At 43.7% G+C, this 22,171-nt stretch carries 24 protein-coding genes; 18 read left to right on the top strand and 6 right to left on the bottom strand.

The annotated features are described in order from the left end of the window. Window positions 1-57 precede the first annotated feature (57 nt). Entirely contained in the window at window positions 58-1,533 is a 1,476-nt protein-coding gene (locus tag OD355_RS08060) for a TlpA family protein disulfide reductase (protein WP_263037953.1), read from the bottom strand. 110 nt (window positions 1,534-1,643) lie between these two features. On the opposite strand from OD355_RS08060, the gene OD355_RS08055 reads away from it, so the two are divergent. From OD355_RS08055 to OD355_RS08035, 5 genes are all read left to right on the top strand, one after another. Beyond that, complete coding sequence (locus OD355_RS08055; protein WP_263037952.1) at window positions 1,644-2,108, top strand: hypothetical protein; 465 nt, start codon at window positions 1,644-1,646, stop codon at window positions 2,106-2,108. A gap of 68 nt (window positions 2,109-2,176) precedes the next feature. Beyond that, window positions 2,177-3,118, top strand: a complete 942-nt coding sequence (gene fmt / locus OD355_RS08050) for a methionyl-tRNA formyltransferase (RefSeq protein WP_263037951.1) — start codon at window positions 2,177-2,179, stop codon at window positions 3,116-3,118. Window positions 3,119-3,129: 11 nt separating this feature from the next. Next, window positions 3,130-3,762 (top strand): LON peptidase substrate-binding domain-containing protein, encoded by a 633-nt coding sequence (locus OD355_RS08045; RefSeq protein WP_263037950.1) that lies wholly within the window; start codon window positions 3,130-3,132, stop codon window positions 3,760-3,762. A gap of 65 nt (window positions 3,763-3,827) precedes the next feature. Beyond that, window positions 3,828-5,096, top strand: coding sequence for an aminotransferase class I/II-fold pyridoxal phosphate-dependent enzyme (locus tag OD355_RS08040; RefSeq protein WP_263037949.1), 1,269 nt, complete (start codon window positions 3,828-3,830; stop codon window positions 5,094-5,096). Between the two features lie 102 nt (window positions 5,097-5,198). Beyond that, window positions 5,199-6,014 (top strand): ZIP family metal transporter, encoded by an 816-nt coding sequence (locus OD355_RS08035; protein WP_263037948.1) that lies wholly within the window; start codon window positions 5,199-5,201, stop codon window positions 6,012-6,014. Window positions 6,015-6,065: 51 nt separating this feature from the next. On the opposite strand, the gene OD355_RS08030 is transcribed toward OD355_RS08035, so the two are convergent. Then, complete coding sequence (locus tag OD355_RS08030; RefSeq protein ID WP_263037947.1) at window positions 6,066-6,569, bottom strand: hypothetical protein; 504 nt, start codon at window positions 6,567-6,569, stop codon at window positions 6,066-6,068. Window positions 6,570-7,022: 453 nt separating this feature from the next. Between OD355_RS08030 and OD355_RS08025 the strand changes: the two genes are divergently transcribed. Both OD355_RS08025 and truB read left to right on the top strand, forming a co-directional pair. After that, window positions 7,023-8,252 (top strand): ABC transporter permease, encoded by a 1,230-nt coding sequence (locus OD355_RS08025; RefSeq protein ID WP_263037946.1) that lies wholly within the window; start codon window positions 7,023-7,025, stop codon window positions 8,250-8,252. Window positions 8,253-8,269: 17 nt separating this feature from the next. Next, window positions 8,270-8,983 (top strand): tRNA pseudouridine(55) synthase TruB, encoded by a 714-nt coding sequence (truB, locus tag OD355_RS08020; RefSeq protein ID WP_263037945.1) that lies wholly within the window; start codon window positions 8,270-8,272, stop codon window positions 8,981-8,983. Window positions 8,984-9,149: 166 nt separating this feature from the next. On the opposite strand, the gene OD355_RS08015 is transcribed toward truB, so the two are convergent. From OD355_RS08015 to OD355_RS08005, 3 genes are all read right to left on the bottom strand, one after another. Beyond that, on the bottom strand, window positions 9,150-9,374 hold the full coding sequence (locus tag OD355_RS08015) for a hypothetical protein (RefSeq protein WP_263037944.1): 225 nt from the start codon (window positions 9,372-9,374) through the stop codon (window positions 9,150-9,152). 595 nt (window positions 9,375-9,969) lie between these two features. Next, window positions 9,970-10,203 carry a YgaP family membrane protein gene (locus OD355_RS08010; RefSeq protein WP_263037943.1) on the bottom strand — a complete coding sequence of 78 codons (234 nt, stop codon included), beginning with the start codon at window positions 10,201-10,203 and terminating at the stop codon, window positions 9,970-9,972. Between the two features lie 108 nt (window positions 10,204-10,311). Next, window positions 10,312-10,821 (bottom strand): pyridoxamine 5'-phosphate oxidase family protein, encoded by a 510-nt coding sequence (locus tag OD355_RS08005; RefSeq protein WP_263037942.1) that lies wholly within the window; start codon window positions 10,819-10,821, stop codon window positions 10,312-10,314. A gap of 175 nt (window positions 10,822-10,996) precedes the next feature. Between OD355_RS08005 and OD355_RS08000 the strand changes: the two genes are divergently transcribed. The 4 genes from OD355_RS08000 to pdeM are packed head-to-tail and all read left to right on the top strand — an operon-like array spanning window position 10,997 to window position 16,723. Further along, on the top strand, window positions 10,997-12,016 hold the full coding sequence (locus tag OD355_RS08000; protein ID WP_263037941.1) for a ligase-associated DNA damage response exonuclease: 1,020 nt from the start codon (window positions 10,997-10,999) through the stop codon (window positions 12,014-12,016). Continuing rightward, on the top strand, window positions 12,016-13,593 hold the full coding sequence (locus OD355_RS07995) for an ATP-dependent DNA ligase (RefSeq protein WP_263037940.1): 1,578 nt from the start codon (window positions 12,016-12,018) through the stop codon (window positions 13,591-13,593). Before OD355_RS08000 ends, OD355_RS07995 begins: the two co-directional genes overlap by 1 nt. Before the next feature lie 26 nt (window positions 13,594-13,619). Continuing rightward, window positions 13,620-16,070 carry a ligase-associated DNA damage response DEXH box helicase gene (locus OD355_RS07990; RefSeq protein WP_263037939.1) on the top strand — a complete coding sequence of 817 codons (2,451 nt, stop codon included), beginning with the start codon at window positions 13,620-13,622 and terminating at the stop codon, window positions 16,068-16,070. Further along, on the top strand, window positions 16,070-16,723 hold the full coding sequence (pdeM, locus tag OD355_RS07985; RefSeq protein ID WP_263037938.1) for a ligase-associated DNA damage response endonuclease PdeM: 654 nt from the start codon (window positions 16,070-16,072) through the stop codon (window positions 16,721-16,723). The genes OD355_RS07990 and pdeM overlap by 1 nt, the downstream gene beginning before the upstream one ends. Here pdeM and OD355_RS07980 read toward each other — a convergent pair. Then, on the bottom strand, window positions 16,720-17,253 hold the full coding sequence (locus OD355_RS07980; protein ID WP_263037937.1) for an LOG family protein: 534 nt from the start codon (window positions 17,251-17,253) through the stop codon (window positions 16,720-16,722). The genes pdeM and OD355_RS07980 overlap by 4 nt on opposite strands. Window positions 17,254-17,354: 101 nt before the next feature. Here OD355_RS07980 and nhaA point away from each other — a divergent pair, with 101 nt between their 5' ends. The 7 genes from nhaA to OD355_RS07945 all read left to right on the top strand — a co-directional run bounded on the left by nhaA (window position 17,355) and on the right by OD355_RS07945 (window position 22,086). Further along, window positions 17,355-18,680 (top strand): Na+/H+ antiporter NhaA, encoded by a 1,326-nt coding sequence (gene nhaA / locus OD355_RS07975; protein ID WP_263037936.1) that lies wholly within the window; start codon window positions 17,355-17,357, stop codon window positions 18,678-18,680. A gap of 151 nt (window positions 18,681-18,831) precedes the next feature. Next, window positions 18,832-19,050 (top strand): translation initiation factor IF-1, encoded by a 219-nt coding sequence (gene infA, locus OD355_RS07970; RefSeq protein ID WP_263037935.1) that lies wholly within the window; start codon window positions 18,832-18,834, stop codon window positions 19,048-19,050. Window positions 19,051-19,185: 135 nt separating this feature from the next. Further along, window positions 19,186-19,302 carry a type B 50S ribosomal protein L36 gene (gene ykgO / locus OD355_RS07965; protein ID WP_091398692.1) on the top strand — a complete coding sequence of 39 codons (117 nt, stop codon included), beginning with the start codon at window positions 19,186-19,188 and terminating at the stop codon, window positions 19,300-19,302. Between the two features lie 40 nt (window positions 19,303-19,342). Continuing rightward, entirely contained in the window at window positions 19,343-19,723 is a 381-nt protein-coding gene (rpsM, locus tag OD355_RS07960) for a 30S ribosomal protein S13 (RefSeq protein ID WP_263037934.1), read from the top strand. A 129-nt stretch (window positions 19,724-19,852) separates the two neighbouring features. Then, a complete protein-coding gene (gene rpsK, locus OD355_RS07955; protein ID WP_263037933.1) occupies window positions 19,853-20,257 on the top strand; it encodes a 30S ribosomal protein S11 in 405 nt (134 codons plus the stop codon). 154 nt (window positions 20,258-20,411) lie between these two features. Next, complete coding sequence (gene rpsD, locus OD355_RS07950; protein WP_263037932.1) at window positions 20,412-21,017, top strand: 30S ribosomal protein S4; 606 nt, start codon at window positions 20,412-20,414, stop codon at window positions 21,015-21,017. A 70-nt stretch (window positions 21,018-21,087) separates the two neighbouring features. Beyond that, the gene (locus OD355_RS07945) at window positions 21,088-22,086 is read left to right on the top strand and encodes a DNA-directed RNA polymerase subunit alpha (protein ID WP_263037931.1); all 999 of its coding nucleotides are present in this window, start codon (window positions 21,088-21,090) and stop codon (window positions 22,084-22,086) included. The last annotated feature ends 85 nt before the right edge of the window (window positions 22,087-22,171 follow it).

The following is a 22,171-nucleotide window of genomic DNA, read 5'->3' as shown; positions in this document are numbered from 1 at the left end:
AGTGAGTGGATGATGTACGAAATTATGGATTTTGACAACATTGCTCCTGCTTCAGGGTCATAAATGTTGCTTTATTAATTTATATAGTTTATCATTATCGGAAGGGAAAGGAGCGATGTCGTCAATAATAGCGCCCTTATCATCGTAGAGGATAAACCTTGGTATGTTTTTTATATCAAGCTGTTTTTTAAACCTGGCGTGGTTTGATAGCCTGAAATGAACAGCCTGATTATTTCCATAGTTTACTACAGATTTTTTCCAGGAGGAGGCTGTCTTATCAGTAGATAAATGCAGGAATTTTATTTTTTCATTTTTGAGTGTCTCCTTAAGTGTGTCAAGATATTTATTCTCCTGAAGGCAAGGGGCGCACCAGCTTGCCCACACATCTACCAGCAAAAGGGTTCCCTGGTAGCCTTTCAAAACATTATTGAAGTTGTGTTCATTTTCATTAATGTCATACAAGATATCATTAGCTAATGCACCTGTCTTATACGCATAATATTTTCTTTGGAGATTTTTCCTGATAAATTTATTTTTAATTTTAGATAAATACCTGTGACGGTTCTGTTCAAGATATTTTGAATCTCTTTCAATCAATCTATTTATTGAGAAACCAATAAGGTAATCTTTCGCTGCACCATAAAAATAATTTGTAACCATATCAAGTTGCTCTATTATCACTTCTTCTGTTTGCAGGTTACTAAAATCGGGGTTGTTATTCCTATTATAAAAAAGTCCATGTGTGAGAATATCTTCTAACGTAGACCTGTTGTAGAAAACTTCTTCATCAGTCATGGTGTTGATTCTTTTATTTATGAAATTTCGGATCATTTGTTCATAGATATTATGTATTACCAGTGCTTCCCTGTTAGAACCCAACCAATAATATTCACCAGAGAAATCAGATAAAAATTTATTCTTAGCTGTTTGCAAAAATGCCGTAGAGGGCTTTATAACATTACTCAGGCTGTCAAATACGCTTTGCTTATAGCTATTTAATTCTTCAGCGGATTGTAGCACTTTTGCATACATCTGGCGTATTTGTTCAGCAGACATTGAGGTGTCAATGTACGTCCTTGATACAGCCATTCTCTTATTGGTTTTTTCCCTGGTAATCAATAAGAAATTATCCTGAAAGTTTGTTTCTGTAAAGGCTGCCTTATTCTTTCCGGTAATATATATGTCTCCGGTTTCGCTATTCATTTTTATAAGATATGAATTGCGCGGTGAAAGCATATATGCATAAGGGTCAAGATGGAGAAATACCGGGTTTTCAATATAGATCTTGGTTTGCTTTGTTTTACTTACAGGAATTGTAGCATAGTTGTGCGTTCTGCTATCATAGTACTGAAAATCAAGCAATGGTGCTTTACCACCCCAGAATGCACTCGGTGCAAAAACAGAAGAATCGAAAGCTATGTATACAGCATGCTTTTCATTTTGTATATTTTTTGACTGGTAGAAAATATTCTTCGGTTTGCACCCTGTTACAACTATGGTGATTATTGTGAGCAGGCATATGATCTTGTACATAGGAGCATATTTGTCCAAATATAATCAAATAATACGCACAGGCAATACAACTGCCAATTTTACCAACTAATAAAATTTCAGTAGGTTTGCGCAAACTAAAAACTATACTTATGGAAACAGGCTTATTACATTTACACAACATTCTTCGCTGGGTAATTTTTATTTTATTGTTGATAGGCATTTTTAAAAACTATGCCGACGCCAATAAACCATTTACCAAAGCACATAAAAATATTGGTTTATTTACCATGATCGCAGCACACCTTACCTTGCTGATAGGCCTGTACCAGGTGATACTGGGCAACCGTTTTTCCTGGACCAATGTACCAGCAGGTGAAAGCGTAATGAAAAATTCCACGCTGCGCTTCTTCCTTGTGGAGCATCCGCTTGCCATGATCATTGCCATTGTGCTTATTACCATCGGCTATGGTGTGTATAAAAAAAATATTTCCGATACCCAAAAGCATAAAAAAGCAGCGCTGATGTTTTTGCTGGCGCTGGTATTGATACTGGCTGTTGTTCCCTGGCCCTTCAGAGCCGACGGGATCGCGCGGCCTTTATTCCCGGGCATGTAGGAAAAATTTGAAAAAAGGTTTCAAGATGGTTTTGGAACCTTTTTTGTTTAATTAAATGAAAGAATGTTATGGATTTTAAAGATCTCAGGATAGTATTTTTAGGGACGCCCGAATTTGCGGTGGCCTCACTGAAAGCATTGGTAAATGCAGGAGCCAATATTGTGGGTGTAGTTACTGCGCCCGATAAGCCTGCCGGCAGAGGCATGAAGCTTACAGCCAGCGCTGTGAAAAAGTATGCATCAGAAAAAAACATACCGCTATTGCAGCCCGAAAAGCTCCGCGACCCGGGTTTTCTTGAAATGTTGCAAGACCTGAATGCCGACCTGCAGATCGTGGTTGCTTTCCGCATGCTGCCGAAAGCTGTGTGGAACATGCCACGCCTGGGCACAGTGAATTTACATGCTTCTTTACTGCCGCAATACCGGGGTGCAGCGCCCATCAACTGGGCCATAATCAACGGCGAAACAGAGACAGGACTCACCACATTTAAACTCAGGCATGAGATTGATACGGGCAATATTTTATTACAGGAAAAAGTAGCTGTTTTGCCGGAAGACAATGCAGGCACATTGCACGATAAAATGAAAGACATCGGCGGCAGGCTGGTTGTAAAAACCGTAGAAGCAATAGCTGCAGGCAATATCGTGGAATCTGTGCAAACTATGGAAGGCAGGCAGTTAAAAACCGCACCTAAGCTTTACAAAGAGACCTGTAAAATAAACTTTGAAGATACCGCGGCATCTATACATAACCTGGTTCGTGGTTTATCGCCCTTTCCGGCAGCGTTTACCTATTTGCAGGAAAAATTAGTAAAAATATATGTATCAGTACCGGAAACAGAAGCACACAACCACACGCCCGGCGAATTTTTTACAGACGGGAAAACTTACCTGAAATTTGCCTGCAGGGATGGTTTTCTGAATGTAAAGGAATTGCAGCTCGAAGGGAAGAAACGCATGCAGGTAGCTGACTTCCTGAGAGGGCACAGGTTCGACAGTTTGTACGATTAAATTTTTATGCAATGATGAACTTTATACCCATATTCCCGCTGTCCGTAGCTCCGTATCCCGGAAAGGTTATGGCTTTAAATATTTTTGAAGACCGTTACAAGCAATTGATCAATGATTGTATTTCTACTAAAAAGCCATTCGGCATCCCTATGATCGCCAAAGGCAACCTGGAAAATATCGGTATGCTTGTGTCCATCAGTCAGATAAGAAATGTATTTGAAGACGGCAGGATGCAGATAAGTGTGCGTGGCGAAAAGATTTTTCATACTTTGGAAATAATAGAAGCCATGCCCGATAAGCTGTACCAGGGCGCAATTGTAAAATATCCGCACAACGACCGCCGGCCGCAGCCTGCATTGTTTAACAGCACTAATATTTTATTACAGCGGTTATTTGACCTGTCCAATATGGCTTATCCCGTAGAGGGAAATTCTGATTCTTCGCTCAGCTACGACATTGCTGATTTTGCAGGCTTTACCTTAGACCAGAAGATAGCGTTCATGTCGCTTTTGAAAGAAGATCAGCGCCTGGAGTATATTCGCCAGCACCTGATGAAGGTAGTGCCGCTTATAGAAAACTCTGTAATCATCAGTGATGTTATGAAACAAAAAGGTTTCAGCCTCGACAATTTTTCACTCAATTAATTTACAAACATCGTTTTTTTATATAGCCATTTTAGTTATATTTTTGCGGGTAAATTTTACTAACTATGGCAGATATTTTTGAGAGGCTCGTAAAGAATTATGGACCTATAGGAGAACACAGAGACAGATCGCACGGTTATTTTTCATTTCCAAGATTAGAAGGAGAGATTTCAAGCAATATGAAATTCAATGGTAAGGAAATGATCGTATGGAGCCTGAACAACTACTTAGGCCTGGCAAACCACCCGGAAGTAAGAGCAACAGACACACAGGCCACTGCAGACTGGGGACTGGCCTACCCGATGGGCGCAAGAATGATGAGTGGCAATACAACCATCCACGAAGAACTCGAAAGAAGACTTGCTGCATTTGAAAATAAAGAAGACGCAATTTTACTTAACTACGGATATCAGGGCATGACCAGCCTGATTGATGCTGTGTGCGGCAGGCACGATATTATTGTGTATGATGCTGAATGCCATGCCTGCATCATAGACGGTATGCGCATGCAGTTGGGGCACAAATTTGTATTCAAGCACAATGATATGGATGATTTTGAAAAGCAGATGGTACGTGCTACTGCTTTGATGGAAAAGCAGGGGCAGGGAGGCATACTGGTAATCTCAGAAGGGATTTTCGGCATGGCAGGCGACCAGGGAAGGCTTAAAGAAATCGTTGCGTTAAAACAAAAATATGAATTCCGTTTGCTGGTAGACGACGCGCATGGCTTCGGCACGCTCGGTAAAACCGGCGCAGGCGCAGGAGAGGAGCAGGGTTGCCAGGACGGCATAGATCTTTATTTCTCAACATTTGCAAAGTCAATGGCTTCCATAGGCGCCTTTGTGGCCGGCGATAAAACCATCATAGACTATATCCGTTACAATATCCGCTCACAGATCTTTGCCAAATCATTGCCTATGGCGATTGTAGTAGGTAACCTGAAAAGGCTGGAGATGTTGCAGACTATGCCCGAATTGAAAGAGAAACTCTGGCAAAATGCCATTAAATTGCAGGAAGGCCTTAAAGCGCGCGGCTTCGACATTGGCAATACCAACACGGCTGTAACGCCGGTGTACATGAAAGGCGGCCTGGAAGAGGCAACCGCCATGTGCATGGACCTTCGCGAAAACTTTAACGTGTTTGCCTCTATTGTGGTTTACCCCGTGATCCCCAAAGGCCATATCATTTACCGCCTGATACCTTCTGCTGTGCACACAGATGAAGATATTGAAACTACGTTACATGCATTTGAGGTCACCAAAAAGAAACTGGATGCAGGCGAATACAAGGTAGACCAGATACCCGATATGCACATTGCCAAAAGCGATGTATAATTTATAACTATAATTCTGTAAGCCTGCTGTGTAAGACGGCAGGCTCTTTAATTTTCTCATTTAACAGGCAATCTGTTATTTTTCAATCTTCAAAAAATTAAGATGAACCTGGAATGGTTTCTACAATATCACCCTGTACTGCTGGCGCTGTTTGCTACGTTATTCACGTGGTTTGTAACTGCTTTAGGCGCGTCAATGGTATTTTTTTTTAAATCCATCAACCGGAAAGTGCTCAACGCCATGCTGGGCTTTGCTGCGGGCGTAATGATCGCAGCCAGTTTCTGGTCTTTGCTCAATCCTGCCATTAAAATGGCTGAAGAGTCCGGCACTACATCCTGGGTGCCTGCCGTGGTGGGTTTCCTGCTGGGCGGTGCATTTTTATTTGGTATAGATAAAATTCTGCCTCATTTGCACCTCAACCGGAGCATAGATAAAGCCGAAGGCGTAAAAACTTCCTGGGAAAGAAGCGTGCTGCTGGTGCTGGCAATTACCCTGCACAACATTCCCGAAGGGCTGGCCGTAGGAGTAGCCTTTGGTTCATTGGCTAACAACCCGGATACGGGTGTGCTGGCGGGCGCTATAGCGCTGGCTATCGGCATTGGATTGCAGAACTTTCCGGAAGGAGCCGCTGTGTCTATTCCGTTGAGGAGAGAAGGCATACGGCGCTGGAAGGCCTTTAAATACGGGCAACTTTCCGGAGCGGTAGAGCCGCTTGCAGGTGTTGCAGGCGCATACCTGGTTACAACAATGGAACCCTTATTGCCTTACGCACTTTCGTTTGCTGCGGGCGCTATGATATTTGTAGTGGTGGAAGAACTGATACCGGAATCGCAAAGCGGTAATGAAACCGACCTGTCTACCATTGGCGCTATGATTGGTTTTGCTACCATGATGCTGCTCGATATATCTTTAGGCTGATGTTGCGCCTGCGGATACATAGTCAGGCTAAAAGAATAACCAGGCTTATTATCAGTTTTTCGGGTCAGCAACTTTAAAGCCGTTGTCTTTTGCAAACTTTTGCTGTGCGGTTACAATGTCTTGTACAAGCTTTTCTTTGTCTGCCACGGTTTGCAATAATTTTTCTGCTTCAACCCTGTAGGCTGCCGTGTCTGTCTGTGCACTTACTTTAGAATAGCCGGTATACACAGCCTTCAGGCCTTCAAAATACTTCAGGCTTTCCTGTTTAAATTCAGCGCCGCCTTTGATGCCTCCAGGCAGGCTCATGCCCTGGATTGTATCAATAGATCTTTGTACTTCAGCTGCCATGTTATCGCTTACGATCCTGGCGCTATCGTTATTGCCTGTTTCAAAAAGATGGCCAAGTGTGGCTTCGGCGGTTTCTATCTTTGGTATCAGGCGCTGCTCCTGTTGAGTTATAGTTTCACTGAATTCAAATGCCTTTTTAGAATTATCGGCACAGGAGATTAAAAAAATGCTCAGCAATAAAGCTGCGAATGGAAGAATACGTTGCATGTGTATATTTTATTTTCTGATGGATTGCGATAGTTGCCGGGAAAATCGCCATAATATTTATGGCGATTTTATGTGTATATTATTTATTTTTTCAGTTGCCACATCGAATAACCATTTTTAGATTCCATACTCATTCCCGGTTGGTATAGATTCCTGATCTTTATGGCTATTTCATGTGTATATTTTAATTGCTTTTCAGTTGTCATATGGAATAGCCTTTATTCATTCGCGGTTGGTATGCAACTTTGCTTATGGCTATTTTATGCTACAAGTTTTACTTAGCTTTAATTTATCAAAAGTAATAAACTTTATTATAATATATAAATTTTCCAGATGAAGAATTATGATCCTGCACAGATGAAGTTTTATGAACTGATTTTTTATAATTGAATAGTATCGTTTTTTTTGATCAACTCTAAAACTCAGCACAGATTGTGTTAACTTCGCTGCCACATGAATATTTCCCCGTTCATAGCAAGGCGCATTGTATTTAACCGGCAAAAATCTTTTTCAAGGTTTATCATCAGGCTGGCTACTACTGCCACAGCCATCAGCGTAGCTGCCATGATCCTTACCTTAGCGTTTGTTAATGGTTTCCAGGATGCCATCAGCCAAAAGATATTCAGCTTCTGGGGCCATGTACGTGTACAGCAATACGAAGCGGGCATGGGAGAAGGTGATGAGCAGCCGCTGTACAGCAACAGCGAAGTGGTTGACATTATTAAAAAAATCCCCGGCGTAAATACGGTGCAGGGCTATGCTACCAAATATGCTGTAATGGAGAATAATAAGGATATTGAGGGTGTATTGATTAAAGGTGTGGATGCGCAATATAATTTTTCCAAAATAGCGCCGTTCCTGAAACACGGCAGGTGGATTAGTTTTACAGAGGATGCCTATAGCCGCGAAATTGTCATATCGCAGCAGAATGCCGATGCACTCAAACTCAAACTGAACGACGAGGCCTCTTTTTATTTTATTTCCAGTGCAGAGAACAGGGCAAACCTCAGGAAGCTTAAGGTAGTCGGGATCTATAAAACCGGTATTGAAGAATACGACAAGTTGTACGCCATCGGCGATATGCGCCTGATCAGGCGTATGAATGATTGGGACAGCACGCAGATCGGTGGGTACGAGGTATTCCTGAACGATTATAAAAACATGGATTCGGTGAATTATGCCCTGTACGGCGTATTGCCCGAACGCTGGACAAGCCGCACCATTAAAGACGTGTATCCCAATATTTTCGACTGGCTCAACGTGCAGGATGTAAACCGCAACGTGATCTTCATCATCATGTCTGTAGTTGCCGTTATCAATCTCATTACCTGCCTGCTGATACTGGTGCTGGAGAGAACCCGTATGACGGGCATTTTAAAAGCGCTGGGCAGCACCGACTGGACCATTCAGAAAATATTTCTCAACCAGGCTTCCGTGATAGCTTTGCGGGGCGTAGTATATGGTGTGGTTGCAGGCCTGGGGATTGCATTGCTGCAGAAATATACAGGCTTCATCAAGCTGGACGAGGCGGCTTACTATGTTTCAGAAGCGCCCGTAACTATTGTGTGGTGGCATACAGTACTGGTAGCGGCGGCTACTATCATTGTTTGTTATCTTTCGCTTTTGTTGCCTACATTTCTTGTGAAAAAAGTAGACCCGGTAAAAGCTATTCGTTTTAATTAAAAAAAATATTTTCATTCATGCGTCAAAAACCCATTCATCCGGCATTGCAGGAATATTTAGACGGGAAAGTTTTATTGATCAATAAGCCGCTGAAATGGACATCGTTCGATGCTGTAAAAAAAGTGCGCATTCTTACCGGTGTTTCCAAAGTAGGCCATGCAGGCACGCTCGATCCGCTGGCAACAGGATTGCTGATCATCTGTACAGGCAAATTTACCAAGAACATCAACGATTATATGGCGCAGGAAAAAGAGTATACCGGCACGTTTACGCTGGGAGCCACCACACCAACCTTTGACCTGGAAAGTACACCCACTAATTTTAAAGATATTTCTTTCCTGAGGCAACAAACCCTCAGGGACGCTACCGCAGATTTTACAGGCAATATCCTGCAAATGCCGCCCATGCATTCTGCTATTAAGAAAGATGGTAAACCGCTTTACCTTTCTGCACGCAAGGGTGTGGAAGTAGAGATAGAACCACGGCCTGTGACCATTTCAGCCTTTGAGATCACGGGTATTGACCTGCCATTTGTGCACTTCAGGGTTATATGTTCTACCGGGACCTATATCCGCAGCCTGGCTAATGATTATGGCGCCAGGCTGGGAGTGGGCGCTTACCTGAGCAAACTCTGCCGCACCCGCATTGGTAATTTTAGTTTAGAAGATGCGGTGGATATACCGCAGTTTGAACAGCAGATCAAACAACAGAAAGAACTTTATTCTGTGTAAGATTGCACGCTTGCGTTTCGTTCGCAGGCAGGCAGTGGACCTGCCACTGCGATACACAGCAGCAGCAAAGCAGCGCCAGTATCAGCCAGATCCGTCGCAGTATTATATAAAAAATTCTGTGCGTCTACTGCCTACACAATTCGTTAAAGGATTTGTATAAGCCTGACTATTGCTTCTTTCCTTCAAATTTTGCACCTATAGCTGGTACGCCTAAAACAAGAATACTTCTTTGGTCTATTAAATATTGCAGAGATTTTCCCGTTTTCGCATCAGCATCTAACAGGCGCACCAAAGTATGCTCTTTAGCATATACCTCACTGATGGGGTCTATTTCATCGATCTTTTCTTTGGTATTGGAAATTTCTATAGCCGCATAAGATTTACCCGGCACATTAGGTGCAATTCTAATTTTAGTAGGGGCAGGCCTGGTTATATGGATGGTGCCGTTGACTGTTTTGCCCTCAATCGTAAAGGTGCCGTTATACGTACCTAAAACCTGTTGTGGTCCATTAACGAATCTTTGCTACAACCGGCAAATAAAACGCCGGCAGACAATACAAATAATAATAAATGCAGCATTGAGTTTTTTATAAAAAATTTTTTCAAAGATAAATAAAGCTTATGCCGGCATTTACGGCTAAAGAAAAATGCTTAAACTAAGTAATGTTGGAAATATCTTCTTGTTTAGTATGCTAATTGTCATCTATTTTCACACCATAGCTTGCCGAGCCTTCAGCTACAACCTTTACAACTTCCACGGATATACAGCAGCCATGATTATTACATCCATTCACTAATGGCCCCCGGCATCTTTTATAAAACATATATCGATGTAAGTCTAATGACAAATTGTTCAATATAAAATTAAAAGGGACGATGTATCAAAAGTTAAGCGCAAGGGTTGAGAATTGCTTAAACAAAAGCTTTCTTCATTCCATTACCAAATAAAAAAGAGGCTGCCTCGGACTTTTGAGGCAGCCTGCTCGCTATTCATCGTCATAGTTCCGTGTGTCTATGCCTGCCGCCTGGTATGCAGGGCATTTGCCTGTAAGGCTTGTAGCAAGTAACATAGCTGCTCCCAGGGCAAGGATTACTTTGCCCGTGGTAGATATTTTTTTAGAGCATGCAGCCCCGATCATTGAAGAAGCTACGGTGGCTCTGATCACTTTATCAGCAGTGCCTACATTTTTTTCCAGGCTGGTATTAAATAGTTGATCCATAATTAATCTATTTTAGGTTAAAAAATCTTACTGTTTTATCTATTGCTATAGCTCAGCACAAACCTGCAGGCGTATGCATTGTTGCTATTGTCTATAAAGTAAACCGGGTTATATTTTGATTTTTCCTTCTATGCCGTCAGAGTTATCGGTTTCTTTGCCCGCAATCACAGCAAACGCAAAAGATAAAATGCTTACCATCTTCCCCGCTTTGGTATCCCAATAATACGATTCTGAAGGCTGCACGCGTATAATGCTTACTGCCGGATCTTCTTTGCCTTCATCGAACCAGGGCTTTGCAAATGCTGACCATTTTTCGTCAATGGTGGCCTGGTCTGTATAAATATAGGCATCGCCATATACGGAAAGATACTCTGAATCACTGTTGTTGGAGAAGAAAAGCTGCACTTTTTTATCTGCTTTGATATCAAAATTCTTATTGCTTTCTTTGCTGCTGATAAACCAGAGGTTGCCTTCTTCATCTACCTCCTGGAGGCTCATAGGCCTGGTAGAAACAGGCTGTTCATCCAAGTTGGTGCAAAACAGGCAAATGCGTGCTTTTTCAGCAAGTTCTTTCAGTTTTTTTACTCCTTCTTTGTTTGATAAGTTTTCAGTTGACATAAGTTTTTTGTTTTAATTTTAGTATCATAGCTACATAAACTACGCCAATCATACACGTTCACTGCCAATTTATTCTAAATGCTTACATATAGACTTGTTGGCCTTTAATTATTTTTCCTAAACAAGATTCTCGCACAGTAGTTGCAGTAATAAATTTTTAGCTATAAATCGATTAATGGATAAACTCTTACAATTCACAAAAACAGGGATTTATTGTCCACAGGGAAAATTTTATATCGATCCCTGGCAGCCTGTGGATTATGCCGTGATCACTCACGGCCACAGTGATCATGCGCGCTACGGCAGTAAGCATTACCTCTGCCATACGTTCACCAGGCCCGTGTTGGAATACCGGCTTGGTACAGATAATGATTTTGAAACGATGCATTACGGGGAAACCCGCTACATCAACGGCGTGCGGGTTTCATTGCATCCCGCAGGGCATATTGTAGGTTCTGCGCAGGTACGCCTCGAATACAAGGGGTGTGTGGCGGTAGTTTCAGGCGATTATAAAACCGAGAATGACGGCATCAGCGGAGTTTTTGAACCCCTTAAGTGCCATGCTTTTGTAACGGAAAGTACTTTTGGCCTGCCGATTTACAACTGGCTGTCGCAGGAAGAGATTTTCGATAAAATAAAGCAGTGGATATTATTCAACCAGCAATACAACAAGACCAGCATCTTTGTGGCTTACAGCCTGGGAAAAGCACAAAGGATCATGAAAGGCCTGGAAGGCGTGGCAGATATTTTTGTGCACAGCGCTGTGGCCAATATGAATAAAGCTATTGAACGCGCAGGTATAGAGTTGCCTGCATACAAAATTTTGCATGAGGTGGAAGACAGGCAGCAGATGCAAAACCAGGTGGTCATAGTCACATCTGCTTTGCTGGGTACGAACGTCATCAAACGTATACCCAACGGCGCTACTGCCATTTGCTCCGGGTGGATGCAGGTGCGCGGCAGCCGCCGCTGGCAGGCAGTTGATGCCGGCTTTGCCGTAAGCGACCATGCAGACTGGGGCGGTTTGTTGCAGAGCGTAAAAGCCACAGAGGCCGAAACAGTGTACGTAACCCATGGTTTTCAGAGCACTTTTGCCAAATACCTCAACGAGCAGGGCATACAGGCTTATGAAGTGGCCACCCAATACGGTAATGAAGAGGTTGATGAAACGGTAAATAAAACAGAAGATAACTGATGGAAAACTTTGCTGTGCTTATACAGGAACTGGAAACGAGCAATAAAACCAATGATAAAATTGATGCTATTGTCCGCTATCTTGAAGTTGCATCGGATAAGGATAAGGTATGGCTGATTGCATTGTTCACGGGCAGGCGGCCTAAGCGGCCGGTGAAAACTTCGCTCATGCGTGCGTGGGCTTTGGAGATCACCGGATTGCCGGAATGGTTGTTCCTGGAAAGCTATTCCAGTGTAGGCGACCTGGGCGAAACACTTTCCCTGATATTGCCCAAGCCTACGCATTCCATCAGGAAATCTATCCATACCTGGATCACCGAACTAATAGCTTTGCAGGAGGCGTCTGAAGAACAAAAAAAAGAATACGTGCTGAAAGCCTGGTCTGGACTTGATTTTACCGAACGTTTTATTTTTAATAAGCTTATCGGCGGCGGCTTCCGCATTGGCGTTTCGCACAAACTGCTGGTAAATGCCCTTGCAAAATATACGGAAACCAGCCCCACGAAGATCATGCACAACATTATGGGTAACTGGCACCCTTCAGACATAAGCTTCGGCGAGCTGGTAGGCGAAGATTCAGAAGGTGACTTTTCAAAGCCTTACCCGTTTTGCCTGGCATACCCCATAGATAAAACACCCGACGAATTAGGGCCTGTGGAAGATTGGCAGGCAGAGTGGAAATGGGATGGCATACGCGGCCAGCTGATTAAGAGAAAAGGAGAAATTTTTATTTGGTCGCGCGGGGAAGAGCTGGTAACACAACAGTTCCCGGAGATAACGGTAATGGCCGAAAAGTTGCCGGACGGAATAGTGCTTGATGGGGAAATACTTGCGGTAAAAGACAGCCAGGTATTGCCTTTCAACGATCTTCAGAAAAGGCTCAACAGGAAAACGCTTACCAGGAAAATGCTTGAAGATGTGCCGGTAGGCTTTTATGCTTACGACCTGCTGGAATACGATGGTAAAGATTACCGCGAACATGCTCTGGCGCAGAGAAGAAAATTGCTGGAAGAAATAGTAGAAGCGCTTATTGGCAACATCAGTATTTTCTTATCGCCTGTGGTCCGGTTCGATTCCTGGGACGAGCTTACAGACATGCGCAGTTATTCCAGGGAGATGAACAGCGAAGGTATTATGCTGAAACATGTGTCGTCGCCCTATCATACCGGAAGAAAAAAAGGCGACTGGTGGAAATGGAAGGTAGAACCTTACTCCATAGATGCCGTGCTGATCTATGCACAGAAGGGCAGCGGCAGAAGAAGCTATTATTATACCGATTACACTTTCGCGGTGCGAGACGGGGAAAAGCTGGTCACCATTGCCAAAGCCTATTCCGGGCTTACAGACCAGGAAATAAAAGCGGTGGATAAATTTGTGAAAAACAATTCCATTGAAAAATTTGGTCCTGTGCGTACCGTAAAACCCGAGCTGGTTTTTGAAATAGGTTTTGAAGGTATTGCAGAAAGCAATCGCCATAAAGCAGGCATTGCAGTACGTTTTCCGCGCATCCTGCGCTGGCGCCACGATAAAAAAGTAGAAGACATCACTACTATTGAGGAAATGCGCGCCATGCTTTAATTTGATAAAAAGAATTATTTTTATTCGTGAATAAATTTTCTGAAACACCGGGCTACAGCATCATTGCCGATTGGATGGCAGCTTCTGGTAATAAACCTTTTGACTTCCAGGCGAAATGCTGGCAGCAATATGCACAGGGCTATTCCGGCCTGGTGATAGCGCCTACCGGCTTTGGTAAAACTTTTTCTGTGTTCCTGGCGCTGATCATTGATTACCTCAATCATCCCGGAAATTATCAGCCCGGGCTTAAACTCTTGTGGATAACTCCTTTGCGTTCGCTTTCCAAAGACCTGGCCCGCGCTATGGCAACTGCCATTGCCGAAATTGGGCTTGACTGGGAAGTAGGCGTGCGCAATGGCGACACACCGGTGAATGAGCGCCAGCGGCAAACACGCAATATGCCCGAAGTACTTATTGTTACCCCGGAGACGCTGCATCTCTTATTTGCACAAAAAAATAACAGTGCATTTTTTAAATCACTGCAATGCTTGGCTGTAGACGAGTGGCATGAATTGCTGGGCTCTAAGCGCGGCGTGCTTACCGAACTGGCGGTAAACCGGTTGTTGTCAGTGGCGCCAAACCTGCGTGTATGGGGCATTTCAGCCACTATTGGCAATATAGAGCAGGCGGTGGATGTATTGTTGCCCTACAGTCGTTTGAAGAGAACAGTCATTTATTCAAAGGCGAAAAAGAAGATAGACATTATCTCCATTATGCCCGATGAGATAGAAGAGCTTCCCTGGGCAGGACATTTGGGAACCAGGCTGGCTTACAAGGTTTTGCCCATTATTGACAAAAGCCGCACCACGCTGATTTTTACCAATACCCGCAGCCAGTCTGAAATGTGGTACCAGACCCTGCTTGACCTTTCCCCCGATCTGGCCGGGCAGATAGCCATTCATCACGGCTCGGTGGATATGGAACTACGCACCTGGATAGAAGACATGTTGCAGACAGGCCAGCTTAAAGCGGTGATAGCTACTTCATCGCTGGACCTGGGCGTGGATTTTAAACCCGTAGATACTGTGATCCAGATCGGCTCTCCCAAAGGCGTAGCGCGTTTTTTGCAACGCGCCGGCAGGAGCGGCCATTCGCCTTTTGAAACCTCGGTGATTTATTTTTTACCCACACATTCCCTTGAACTGATAGAAGCTGCTGCGTTAAAGGAAGCAGCCAAAAAGCAGGTGGTAGAAGACAGGTTGCCCATGCTGCTGACCTTTGATGTGCTGGTGCAGTACCTGGTGACACTGGCTGTAGGCGAGGGCTTCAGGGAAAATGAACTTTTTGAACAGGTAAGGCAAACTTACGCTTTTTCAGAAATGGAGCCGCAGGAGTGGCAATGGTGCCTCAACTTTATCACCCACGGCGGAAGCTCGCTTGATGCGTACGAAGAATTTCATAAAGTGGTTGTGGAAGACGGTTTGTATAAAGTCACCAGCCGGCGGATTGCCATGCTGCACAGGATGAACATAGGCGTGATTGTGAGCGATGCCATGCTGAAAGTAAAGTTTATGACGGGCGGCTATATCGGCATGATAGAAGAGTATTTTATTGCCAAGCTAAACCCCGGCGATGCGTTTGTGCTTGCGGGCAGGGTGCTGGAGTTTGTAATGATCAAAGATATGCATGTACTGGTGCGCAGCTCCAAATCTAAAAAAGCGCTCACCCCAAGCTGGCTGGGCGGCAGGCTGCCGCTGTCTTCCAACCTCAGCCGTTTCCTGAGGCAAAAGTATACTGAGGCATCTCACCCAGCATCCGGCGAGAAAGAATTGCGCCTGCTGAAACCATTGTTCGACAGGCAGGAAAAAACATCACACATACCCAAAGAGAATGAGCTGCTGGTGGAAATGATAGATACCAGGGAAGGCTACCACCTGTTTATATATCCTTTTGAAGGCAGGTACATTCATGAGATCATTTCGGCGCTGGTGGCTTACCGCATCAGCAGGATCATGCCCATCAGTTTTTCTATTGCTATGAATGATTATGGGTTTGAATTGTTAAGCGATCAGCCTATACCCGTCACGGAAGAAAATATCGGCGACATACTTTCTTCAGCAAACCTGATGAACGATATTTTCCTGAGTGTAAACGCTACGGAAATGGCACGCAGGAAATTCAGGGACATTGCCGTGATATCAGGGCTGGTATTGCAGAAATACCACAATCAATACAAAAACAATAAAAGCCTGCAGGCTTCATCAGGCATTATTTTCAAAGTTTTTGAAGAATATGACAATCAAAATTTACTTTTGCGGCAGGCTTACAACGAAGTGTTCATCCACCAGATGGAAGAGCCGCGCCTGGTAGCCGGCTTTGAACGCATAAACAAAGGAAAAATAATATTAAAGAGAGCAACTGCCTTTACGCCGCTGAGTTTCCCCATAAAAGTGGACAGCCTGCGGCAAAGCATCAGCAGCGAAAGCCTTGAAACACGCATCACACGTATGCAACAGGAGGCAAAGCGGAGTAAATAATGAACAGCACAGAGATCAATTGCAACGGAGAAATTTTACAGTTGTCGGTTCACCGGGTGGCTTTCTGGGAAAAGCACCGCATGCTGATAGCTTCAGATACACATTTGGGCAAATCTGCCTACTTCCGCAAAAACGGTATACAGATACCTTCCGGCGTTTTAACCGCCGACCTCCGCAGGCTGCAATCGCTCACAGAAAGTTTTAATGCAAAAACTATCCTCGTGGTAGGCGATATGTTTCACCATGATTTTAATTCTGATGTGGAAGTTTTTAAAAACTGGAAACAGAATTTCCCGCACATCAGGTTTATACTGGTCAAAGGCAATCACGACAGGCTCTCTCAAAAGCAATATGCACACCTGGGTATTGAAGTGTTTGAAGATGGGTTACAGGTAGATAATCTTTATTTTACACATGCTTTTACCTGCGCAAATGCTGATGGATTCTGTATTACAGGCCATGTGCATCCTGGCGTATACATCCAGGGGAAGGCTAACCAGGCCATACGGCTGCCTTGTTTTGTTGAGTCAGCAGGTCACCTGGTGCTGCCGGCGTACAGCTCATTCACCGGGCTGGATACCAATACTTACCAGCAGAAAGCCGGTGTGCGTTTTCATTACTTTACGGAAAAAAGTATTTTTTCCACGCGTTAGCCCAGCATGGTTGCCAGTACTTCTTCGGGTTTACCGCAGATCTTCAGGCGGGCAGGTTCGTAAAGGAATCCTTCTTCTTCCATTTTCACGGCATGCGCTATCAATGCATCGTAGAAGCCCAGGGTGTTTAGTACAATGATTTTCTTGTCGTGGATGGTGAGCGTATTCCAGGTAATAGTTTCAAACAATTCGTCGAGCGTACCTGTGCCGCCGGGAAGCACTATCACGGTGGTTACGCTTTCATATATTTTCTTTTTGCGCGAATGCATATCAGGCATTATTTCCAGCGAAGAAAGTGAGCCGTGCTGCTTTTCACTTTTAATGAACATGTCTGGGATTATCCCTGTGACCCTGCCACCATTTTCCAATGCGCCATTGGCTACAGCGCCCATGATGCCGTCTCTTCCGCCGCCATAAACTATCGCCAGGTTATGCTCTGCCAATAGTTTTCCTAAGGTATAGGCGTCTGTTGCGTATTGCGGTTTGTTGCCTGACTGTGAACCGCAAAAAACGGCGACTGCTTGTTGCATAAAAAATAATTTTATTGAAGATAATAACTTACCCCGACTTGAAGAAATCAGGCTTATAGAACTTCCTGAAAAAATTACTTTTTTATATTTGCAAAAAAAAGATGCTGATACAACCAATAACTTCACCCATAGACAAATTCCTGAACCCCATAAAATCATTCATAAAAAAGGACTACTCTGTTGGCGTGGTGTTGATGGTGAGTGTAGTGGCGGCTTTGATCTGGGCAAACGGCAGCTATGCAGATTCCTATGAGCATTTATGGCACACAGAGATCGGTTTAAAACTCGGAGATTTTTCCTTCTACCAGCCATTGCATATCTGGATCAATGATGCTTTAATGGCCATATTCTTTTTTGTGATAGGCCTGGAGCTAAAGCGGGAATTTATGGCCGGCGAGCTTTCAAGCTTCCGCAAAGCCATGCTGCCGATGGGTGCGGCGCTGGGTGGCATGATAGTGCCTGCACTGATCTATGTTGCTTTCAATGCAGGCAGGCCCTCTGCATCAGGCTGGGGAATCCCGATGGCTACGGATATTGCCTTTGCACTAGCTTTGCTTACCCTGGCAGGCAAGCATCTTCCCGGTACGCTCAAGATATTTCTTTCAGCGCTGGCAGTAGCCGACGACCTGGGCGCTGTATTGGTGATAGCTTTGTTCTACACTGCAGAAATATCCTGGATGAGCCTGGGCATGGGGGTACTGCTGCTCATTGGCATGGTGGTGATGAACATGATTGGCATTCGCAGGGCGTACTTGTATGGATTAGTCGGTGTAGTGGCATGGCTGTTTTTCTTTTACTCGGGTGTGCATGCAACCATAGCAGGCGTGCTGGCCGGCTTTACCATACCCGCACGTACTAAAATTGATGAAGAAGGCTATGTCAATAACCTGAAAGTGCTGACCGGTAAGTTTGAGCAGGAGATCCCGCTGGAAGGCCCGCTGACAACACCCGCACAGCATAAGATAATAGAGCAGGTCAAAGAGATAAGCTCTGCTGCAGAAACGCCATTGCAGAAACTGGAGCACAGCCTGCATCATTGGGTAATGTTCCTGATCATGCCTTTGTTTGCGCTTTCCAATGCAGGCCTGCACCTGTCAGCTTCCTTCTTTGAAGGCGGCATCAATGGTGTAATGCTGGGTATATTCTTCGGATTATTGTTTGGCAAAATTATCGGCATTACGGGCTTTACCTTCCTGATGGTAAAAACCAAACTTGCAGACCTGCCGGAGCAGGCAAATTTCAAGCACGTATTTGGGGTAAGCATCCTGGCAGCCGTTGGTTTCACCATGTCGTTATTCATCAGCAACCTTGCCTTTACGGATGCGCACCTGATAGAATCGGCTAAATATGCTATCCTCATCACTTCGTTGCTGGCAGGTGTCCTGGGTATTCTATACCTGAAAAGCCTGAAGCAAAAGCCGGTCTGATGCTTGCATAAAGGTTTTAATGAAATGTTAAATTTTATTAAAATTGGTTTGTCTCAAGTTCAATTGAGGTGTTTTTTGCACTTGTAAGTCAGAAATGTGGATAAATATTTTAGATTTCCAAACATTTTGTATACTTTTGCGCTCCCAAAATATGGCTAAACAACCTTTAATTAAACAAGACGGAGTAATACTCGAAGCATTAAGTAATGCAATGTTCAGGGTAAAACTCGAAAACGGACACGAGATACTTGCTACGATTTCCGGTAAGATGCGCATGCACTACATCCGTATTCTTACAGGCGATAAAGTTGGCGTTGAAATGAGCCCGTACGACTTGTCAAGAGGTCGCATCATATTTAGGTACAAGTAGTGGAGAGTGTATTGCGAAGCGGCGAATTTGAGCGACATGGGATATTTTTTGGGAATAAAAAAAACGGTAAAAATTAATGTGTTGAGTTGGCGCATTGATTTTCAATAAATATAAAATCTTAAAAAAGAAATTATTATGAAAGTTAGAGCATCAGTAAAAAAACGTAGCGCCGACTGCAAAATTGTTCGCAGAAAAGGCAGGTTGTACATTATCAACAAAAAAAATCCCCGCTTTAAACAACGCCAGGGATAATTCAATTAAAATATTAATAATAAAAAATTAATCGTTAAATATGGCTCGTATTGCCGGTATAGATTTACCTAAAAATAAAAGAGGCGAAATAGGACTTACCTATATTTATGGTATCGGACGTTCTACTGCCCAGTATATTCTTGATAAAGCAGAGATCGATCACAGCAAGAAAGTAAACGAATGGAACGACGATGAGCAAACTGCTATCCGTAACATCATCACCAACGAGTTTAAAGTAGAAGGTGCACTGCGCAGTGAAACACAAATGAACATCAAACGTTTACTGGATATTGCCTGCTACAGAGGATTGCGCCACCGTAAAGGCCTGCCTGTAAGAGGACAGCGTACACGTACCAACAGCCGTACAAGAAAAGGTAAAAGAAGAACGGTTGCCGGTAAAAAGAAAGCGCCGAAGAAATAATTGTAAACTTAGTATTTTCCCTGACAGCAACGTCCGGGAATTACTGTTTTATATAACCAAAGCCGCCGGATAGTTCTGCAAGGAAAAGGAGGGGCTCAATTTTTCAGAAGATTACCTAAACAAATTAAAATGGCAAAAGGAAAACAACAAAGTGCTAAAGCTGCTGCAAAGAAAAGAGTAGTAAAAGTAGATGCACACGGCGATGCACACATCAGCGCCACATTCAACAACATCATTATCGCGTTGACCAACAAGCAGGGTCAGGTTATTTCCTGGTCTTCTGCCGGTAAAATGGGCTTCCGCGGCTCTAAGAAAAATACACCATACGCTGCACAGATGGCTGCTGCAGATGCCGCAAGAGTGGCATTAGACGCCGGCCTGAAGAAAGTAGATGTGTTTGTAAAAGGCCCGGGCGCCGGTCGTGAAGGCGCGATCCGTTCGCTTTCTCAATCAGGTATTGAAGTAGCTATCATTAAAGACATTACTCCGATCCCGCACAACGGATGTCGTCCTCCTAAGAAAAGAAGGGTATAACGTTTAATTGCAGATTACAGATTACAAATTATAGACTGCAGATTGCAAATAATAGGTTTGCAAATTGCAGATTTCAAATAACCAGGGTGCTTTATTTATTTTAGATTTTTACAGATAGGGCATCGTCATTAAAAAATCGAAAAACAAAATTTTTATGGCACGTTACACAGGTCCTAAGACCAAGATCAGCCGTATATTCGGCGAGCCTATTTTAGGCAATGGTAAATATCTTACCAAAAACAGCAATCCTCCCGGCCAGCATGGCGCAGCGCGCAAGCGTAAACAATTAGGGGAGTATGGGTTACAGTTAAAAGAAAAGCAAAAAGCTAAATATACTTACGGTGTATTAGAGCGCCGTTTCCGCAATACGTTCGAGGAAGCAAGCCGTATGAGAGGCGTTACCGGTGAAAACCTGATCAGGTTGCTCGAATCCCGCCTGGACAACGTTGTTTACCGTTTGGGCATGGCTCCTTCACGCCCGGCAGCACGCCAGCTGGTGAGCCACAAACACATTATGGTTAACGACCAGGTGATCAATATTCCTTCATCACGCGTAAAACCCGGAGATATCATTTCTTTCAAAGACAAAAGCGCAGCCAACACTTCACTTACCAGCCAGGTACGTGGCAAAAATCCAAAATTCGGTTGGTTAGACTGGAACGAATCTGAGCAGAAAGGTACTTTCATCGCATATCCTGAAAGAGAAAATGTTCCTGAAAACATTAAGGAACAACTGATCGTAGAGCTTTATAATAAGTAATAGCATACGGAGACTTTAATTATATCATCATCTCTCACTTTAAAAGTGAAAAACAAAATCAAGTTTTAATATGGCAATATTAAGCTTTCAAAAACCCGATAAAATTGTATTGCAGAAAGCAAACGATTTTGAAGGTCTTTTCGAATTCCGTCCGCTGGAACCGGGCTATGGAAATACAATCGGTAATGCATTGCGCCGTGTTTTATTGAGCTCTTTAGAAGGATACGCGATCACCGGGATCAAGATAGAAGGAGTAGACCACGAGTTTGCTACCATACACGGTGTTACTGAAGATGTAACTGAAATGATCCTTAACCTGAAACAAATACGCTTCAGGCTCAATAAAGATGCTGAAGTTACTACCGAGAAAATAAACATATCCATCAAAGGTAAAACTGAATTTGTAGCCGGTGATATTGAAAAAGCAAATGCTAATTTCCAGGTGATGAACCCGGAGCTGGTAATTTGTGTTTTAGATACTACTGCTAAATTAGATATTGAACTTACCATTGGCAAAGGCCGTGGCTATGTGCCATCCGAAGAGAACAAAGTAAAGGATGCTCCTTTCGGCTATATTGCAATTGATTCTATCCACACACCCATCACGAAAGTAAAATATTCCATAGAAAACTATCGTGTGGAGCAGCGCACAGACTACGAAAAATTGTTGCTGGAAGTAGCTACTGACGGTACAATACATCCTGAAGAAGCTGTAAAACAAGCGTCAAGAATTCTTATCCAGCACCTGATGATCATCACGGATGAGAACATTACTTTTGACAGTAAAGAAGATAAAAAAGAAGACATCGTAGACGAGCAGGTGCTTCAGTTGCGCAAAGTATTGAAAACACCGCTGGAAGACCTTGATCTTTCCGTGCGTGCATTCAACTGCCTGAAAGCAGCTAAGATCAACTCGCTGAGCGAACTGGTACAGTACGAGCAGGAAGACCTCATGAAGTTCCGCAACTTCGGCCAGAAATCTTTAACGGAAATTGATGCCGTTCTGCACGACAGAGGGCTAAGCTTCGGTATGGACCTGGCAAGGCTGGGAATTGATTCCATAGATTAATGTAAAAAAGCTCCGGGTAAAAACCGGTGCTAATGATAACTTTATTATTAAACAGGCGAAAGCCGGTGCTTACATTCCTTGACAC

Origin of the sequence: Haoranjiania flava, assembly GCF_025631005.1 — a bacterium.
Lineage (GTDB): Bacteria > Bacteroidota > Bacteroidia > Chitinophagales > Chitinophagaceae > Haoranjiania > Haoranjiania flava.
This window is presented reverse-complemented; position numbering and strand designations above follow the sequence as displayed.

Excerpts from the sequence above, each read along its gene's own strand:
- rpsD (WP_263037932.1), top strand. The coding sequence starts at position 20,412 with ATGGCACGTTACACAGGTCCTAAGACCAAGATCAGCCGTATATTCGGC.
- nhaA (WP_263037936.1), top strand. The coding sequence starts at position 17,355 with ATGCTGATACAACCAATAACTTCACCCATAGACAAATTCCTGAACCCC.
- fmt (WP_263037951.1), top strand. The coding sequence starts at position 2,177 with ATGGATTTTAAAGATCTCAGGATAGTATTTTTAGGGACGCCCGAATTT.
- OD355_RS08060 (WP_263037953.1), bottom strand. The coding sequence starts at position 1,533 with ATGTACAAGATCATATGCCTGCTCACAATAATCACCATAGTTGTAACA.
- OD355_RS08010 (WP_263037943.1), bottom strand. The coding sequence starts at position 10,203 with ATGGATCAACTATTTAATACCAGCCTGGAAAAAAATGTAGGCACTGCT.
- OD355_RS07995 (WP_263037940.1), top strand. The coding sequence starts at position 12,016 with ATGGAAAACTTTGCTGTGCTTATACAGGAACTGGAAACGAGCAATAAA.
- rpsM (WP_263037934.1), top strand. The coding sequence starts at position 19,343 with ATGGCTCGTATTGCCGGTATAGATTTACCTAAAAATAAAAGAGGCGAA.
- truB (WP_263037945.1), top strand. The coding sequence starts at position 8,270 with ATGCGTCAAAAACCCATTCATCCGGCATTGCAGGAATATTTAGACGGG.
- OD355_RS08055 (WP_263037952.1), top strand. The coding sequence starts at position 1,644 with ATGGAAACAGGCTTATTACATTTACACAACATTCTTCGCTGGGTAATT.
- OD355_RS07945 (WP_263037931.1), top strand. The coding sequence starts at position 21,088 with ATGGCAATATTAAGCTTTCAAAAACCCGATAAAATTGTATTGCAGAAA.
- infA (WP_263037935.1), top strand. The coding sequence starts at position 18,832 with ATGGCTAAACAACCTTTAATTAAACAAGACGGAGTAATACTCGAAGCA.
- pdeM (WP_263037938.1), top strand. The coding sequence starts at position 16,070 with ATGAACAGCACAGAGATCAATTGCAACGGAGAAATTTTACAGTTGTCG.
- rpsK (WP_263037933.1), top strand. The coding sequence starts at position 19,853 with ATGGCAAAAGGAAAACAACAAAGTGCTAAAGCTGCTGCAAAGAAAAGA.
- OD355_RS08030 (WP_263037947.1), bottom strand. The coding sequence starts at position 6,569 with ATGCAACGTATTCTTCCATTCGCAGCTTTATTGCTGAGCATTTTTTTA.
- OD355_RS08040 (WP_263037949.1), top strand. The coding sequence starts at position 3,828 with ATGGCAGATATTTTTGAGAGGCTCGTAAAGAATTATGGACCTATAGGA.
- OD355_RS08000 (WP_263037941.1), top strand. The coding sequence starts at position 10,997 with ATGGATAAACTCTTACAATTCACAAAAACAGGGATTTATTGTCCACAG.
- OD355_RS07980 (WP_263037937.1), bottom strand. The coding sequence starts at position 17,253 with ATGCAACAAGCAGTCGCCGTTTTTTGCGGTTCACAGTCAGGCAACAAA.
- OD355_RS08005 (WP_263037942.1), bottom strand. The coding sequence starts at position 10,821 with ATGTCAACTGAAAACTTATCAAACAAAGAAGGAGTAAAAAAACTGAAA.
- OD355_RS08035 (WP_263037948.1), top strand. The coding sequence starts at position 5,199 with ATGAACCTGGAATGGTTTCTACAATATCACCCTGTACTGCTGGCGCTG.
- ykgO (WP_091398692.1), top strand. The coding sequence starts at position 19,186 with ATGAAAGTTAGAGCATCAGTAAAAAAACGTAGCGCCGACTGCAAAATT.
- OD355_RS08045 (WP_263037950.1), top strand. The coding sequence starts at position 3,130 with ATGATGAACTTTATACCCATATTCCCGCTGTCCGTAGCTCCGTATCCC.
- OD355_RS08025 (WP_263037946.1), top strand. The coding sequence starts at position 7,023 with ATGAATATTTCCCCGTTCATAGCAAGGCGCATTGTATTTAACCGGCAA.